At 33.5% G+C, this 4,816-nt stretch carries 4 protein-coding genes; 3 read left to right on the top strand and 1 reads right to left on the bottom strand.

Annotated features, from left to right (window positions below; genetic code table 11):
* The 3 genes from yfcC to argH form a co-directional block, all read left to right on the top strand.
* On the top strand, window positions 1-1,018 hold a 1,018-nt coding region (gene yfcC / locus ACMOUI_RS13810), incomplete at its 5' end, for a putative basic amino acid antiporter YfcC (RefSeq protein ID WP_418966273.1).
* 267 nt (window positions 1,019-1,285) lie between these two features.
* The gene (locus ACMOUI_RS13805; RefSeq protein ID WP_418966272.1) at window positions 1,286-2,824 is read left to right on the top strand and encodes a Na+/H+ antiporter NhaC family protein; all 1,539 of its coding nucleotides are present in this window, start codon (window positions 1,286-1,288) and stop codon (window positions 2,822-2,824) included.
* Window positions 2,779-4,194 (top strand): argininosuccinate lyase, encoded by a 1,416-nt coding sequence (gene argH, locus ACMOUI_RS13800; protein ID WP_418966271.1) that lies wholly within the window; start codon window positions 2,779-2,781, stop codon window positions 4,192-4,194. Before ACMOUI_RS13805 ends, argH begins: the two co-directional genes overlap by 46 nt.
* 34 nt (window positions 4,195-4,228) lie before the next feature.
* Here the strand turns inward: argH and ACMOUI_RS13795 are convergent.
* Window positions 4,229-4,816, bottom strand: a 588-nt coding sequence (locus ACMOUI_RS13795; protein ID WP_418966270.1) for a hypothetical protein, incomplete at its 5' end; no start/stop codon positions are given.

The raw sequence follows: 4,816 nt of genomic DNA, 5'->3' as shown, positions 1-4,816 counted from the left end.
AGCTATTCCATTTGCTATGATACTTATTCCAATAGTTGTTGGTATGGGATATGACTCTATCACCGGTATCTTTATGTGCTATATCTCAACTCAAATTGGATTTGCAACATCTTGGATGAACCCTTTTAGCGTGGCTATTGCTCAGGGAGTTGCTGGAGTTCCTGTACTTTCTGGAGCTATGTTTAGAATCGTTATGTGGATATTCTTCACAGCTTTTGGAATCATATACACTATGAGATATGCTAAAAAAATTAAAGCCAATCCAGAGCTATCTATCTCATACGAAACAGATAAGTTCTTTAGAGATGATTTTAAAGCTGATGAATCTGAGGATTTAGAGTTCAAATTTGGACATAAACTTGTATTTTTAACTATATTTTTAGGTATGTCTTGGATTGTATGGGGAGTTGTTTTCCATGGGTATTACCTACCTGAAATTGCTGCACAGTTCACTATTATGGGAGTTGTTTCTGGAATCATTGGAGTTATCTTTAAACTGAATGATATGACAGTGAATGATATCGCTGTATCTTTTAGAAAGGGAGCTGAAGACCTTATTGGAGCTGCAATGGTTGTTGGAATGGCAAAGGGTATAGTACTTGTTTTAGGTGGAGTAGATGCTGGAACTCCTACAGTTTTAAACACTGTTCTAAACTCTGTAGCTGGTGTTTTAAGTCATCTACACGCATCTATATCAGCTGTTGCTATGTACTTCTTCCAGTCTATATTCAACTTCTTCGTTGTATCTGGTTCGGGACAAGCAGCTTTAACAATGCCAATTATGGCACCACTTTCAGATTTAGTTGGAGTTCCAAGACAGGTAGCTGTACTTGCATTCCAACTTGGAGATGGATTTACAAATATGTTTGTACCTACATCTGGTATCTTAATGGCTATTTTAGGAATAGCTAAAATTGAGTGGGGAGTTTGGGCAAAACTTCAGATTAAGTTCCAAGGAATTCTTTTCATTCTAGGTTCAATATTCATGATTGTTGGAGTTTTAATTAAACTACAGTAAAAAAATTTTTCAAAATAATTTGACATTTTGAAAGAAAATAGTGTATACTCACTCTTAACAAAAACAAAATAGAGGTTAGTTCACTTCCATATACGGAGCCTAAGGCCGACGGCAATGATGTTATGATCCTGTGAATTAAGTATTGTGACGCTGCCATAACAATACGCTTATTAGCTTTAATTAAGTTCTCTAGGGCATACCATTCTTTGGTATGCCTTTTATTTTGGGGTAGTAATTTTTTTACTAAATATTTGGGAGGATTTAAAAATGGTTTCATATGGGGTTCTTTCTATAATTCCAATTTTTATTGCAGTTTTTTTATCTATCAAGACTAAAAATGTAGTTTTGTCACTTTTTTCCAGTGTATTTTGTGGAATCTTCATTTTAAATGGTTATAATCCGCTGGAAACTACAAAGGTTCTAGTGGGGAGATATTTTATCAACCAACTTACAGATAGTTACAATGCTGGTGTCATTGTACTTATGATTTTTATCGGTGGATTTATTGAACTTATGATGATGTCTGGTGGAGCTTACGCTTTTGCTGAGAGTTTTAAAAACTCTATAAACTCTAAAACTAAAGCTCAACTTTTAGCTTATTTTACTGGTATTATGATATTTTTCTCCGATCTTGGAACTCCACTGATTGTGGGTCCAATCTTTGGTCCATTTTTTAAAAGACTTAAGCTCTCTAAGGAAAAGTTAGCTTTTATATTGGATTCTACATCCTCACCTGTGGCTGTTTTAGTTCCATTTATTGGATGGGGAGTATTTATCATAGGTCTTTTACAAAAGGAGTTTGAACTTTTAAATCTGTCTCTTTCAGACTATGAAAGTTTCATAAAATCTATTCCTTTTAATGTCTATCCAATATTAGCCTTGACTATTATTCCATGTTTAACACTGCTTAAGCTGGACTTTGGACCTATGAAAACTTTTGAGAGCAGTCCAATAGATGAGAGTGAGTTTGAAATAGATAACTCTAAGTACCATGTTGAAAATGCTAAGGGATCTTTTGTTTGGTTGCCTATACTGGTTCTTTTAGGAACTCTATTCTCCATGTTAGGTGTATCTTTTATCACCTCTAGAGTTTCAGGAAGTGCTTTTAGAGCGGCCTTAACAAGTGGGTATCTATATGCAGCTCTTGTTCTTATGGGACTTATGCTTTTTTATAAAAGTAAAACTTTTAAAGAGATATTCTCAATCTATCTAAGTGGTATGAAAAAGATGAGTGAGATTGTTATAATCCTAATTTTAGCTTGGTCATTAGGGGTTATAAATAAAGATTTAGGAGCTGATCAGTTCCTGATTGGTTTTTTAAAAACACTTGATATTAACTCTGGATTTATTCCAGTTATTGCCTTTATCTTCGGTGCTATCATATCCTTTTCAACTGGTAGTTCTTGGGGAACATACAGCATTATGGTACCACTGGTTATCCCTATGGCAATAACTTTTAATGCTCCACTTTATGTTACAATAGGAGCTATTCTTTCAGGAGGACTTTTTGGAGATCATGTTTCACCAATTTCAGATACAACTATACTTTCATCTGCTGGGGCTGGATGTGATCATATAAATCACGTTAAAACTCAAACTCCCTATGCACTTGTAAATGCCTTTTTAGCCATTGGCGTGTTTCTAATAGGTGGGTTTACACAAAACAGTTCATTAATCCTTTTTGCAATAGTTTTACAGATTGCAATTTTAATAGGAATAAAAATCTTTACTAAAAATAGATTCTATAAAGGAGATGACAAATGCAGTACTTTTCAGGAAGATTTAAAGAAGCGGCAAGTGAACTAATCCTAGATTTTCACTCCTCTATTCACTTTGATCAAAGACTATACAGATATGATATTATGGGTAGTATTGCTCATGTGAGAGGGCTCTCTAAAATGGAGATTATCTCAAAAGAGGATGGGGATCTCATTGAGAAAACTCTTTTGGAGATTTTAGAGGACATTGAAGATGGCAAGATAACTTTTTCTATAACCTATGAGGATATCCATATGAATATTGAGAAAATTCTTATTGATAGAATTGGAGATGTGGGAAAAAAACTTCATACTGGACGTAGTAGAAATGACCAGGTAGCTGTGGATATGAGACTTTTTACAAAGGATGAAGTAAAAAAAATACAGTCCTATCTAATTGAATTGATTGAAGTTACAACTCATTTAGGAAGTGAACATCTAGAGACATATATGCCTGGGTTTACTCACCTTCAAAAGGCTCAACCAATCACATTTGGACACTATATGTTTGCCTATTCTGAGATGTTTAAAAGAGACTTTATACGTCTGAATAACGCTTTTGAGTTACTTGATTACTCCCCTCTTGGATGTGCAGCTTTAGCTGGTACAACATATCCAATAGATAGGGAGTTCACTGCTCACACTCTAGGATTTAAAGGTCCTACTTTAAACTCTTTAGATGGCGTTAGTGATAGAGATTATCTAATTGAGATTATGTCTGCACTATCCACTATTATGATGCACCTTTCAAGGTTCTCTGAGGAGATTATAATCTATACCTCAAATGACTTTGGATATATTGAGTTAAGTGATGCCTTTTCAACTGGAAGTAGCATAATGCCACAGAAAAAAAATCCAGATGCAGCAGAGCTAGTTAGGGGAAAAACTGGCAGAGTTTACGGGGATTTAATGGCACTTTTAACAACTATGAAAGGGATTCCTCTGGCATATAATAAGGATATGCAGGAGGATAAGGAGGTTTTCTTTGACGCTGTGGATACTGTAAAGGGGTGTTTACAGGTATTTATTGGAATGGTCAAAACATTAAAGGTGAAGGATGAAGTTCTACTTTTAGCTTGTAATGATGGGTTTATCAATGCCACTGACATTGCAGACTATCTAACTGTGAGAGGTATGAGCTTTAGAGAGGCCTATAAAATAACTGGGGAGATTGTTAGTTACTGTATTGATAAGAGATTGAATTTAGAGACTCTACCTCTTGAAAAATACAGAGAGTTTTCATATATTTTTAACGGGGATATATATGAAACTATAGCTATTAAAAATTGTGTTGAAAAAAGAAAGTCCTTAGGTGGACCAAGTAAGGAGAGCCTACTCTCCCACTTAGAAAGATTAAATAAATTTTTGGATGGGGCCAAAATAGATCTTATTAACTATAGATTAAACGACATAATGTAATAAGAAAAAAGGTATACTGGGGAGTATACCTTTTTTACAGTAAAAATATCTTTATTATGGATTCTCCACTTTGCTTCCAATTTATGAATAAAGATATTTCTGAGTTTCTAAAACTCAGTATCTTATCCTCTTTCAATAGAATAAAATCCTGTAAAAACTTTTCACAGAAAAATGAGGTATCCAATATAACACCTGGTTTCACTTTTTCCAACTCATTCATAAATGTTTTTCTTAACTCCTTTGGTGAAGAGAAATATTTTTTTACAACAACTATTGGTTCTATATCTTTTAAATCCAATTTTTTAAAACTAATTTTTAAAACTTCATCAAAACTCATATTAATGCTTTTATATCTTTGCTTTACCTTAAAACATGTTCGATAAGTTGTTTCGTACCCATGATCTTTTATTCCATTTTTTAATATTTTATAGACCTCAGATATGTCATCAATATCTCCTTTTATCATAAAGAGAATGCTTTTTAATCTCATATCGTCATCCATTTGTAAATCTTGCTCTTTAAATTTAAACTCTATGCCTATTACCTTATTATTTAAATTTGAACCCATTTTTATTTTATCATACTCTATTTTATAGGGTATCTCTAAATCTTTAATGAGAGG

The organism is Cetobacterium sp., from assembly GCF_048470075.1.
Classification (GTDB): domain Bacteria; phylum Fusobacteriota; class Fusobacteriia; order Fusobacteriales; family Fusobacteriaceae; genus Cetobacterium_A.
This window is presented reverse-complemented; position numbering and strand designations above follow the sequence as displayed.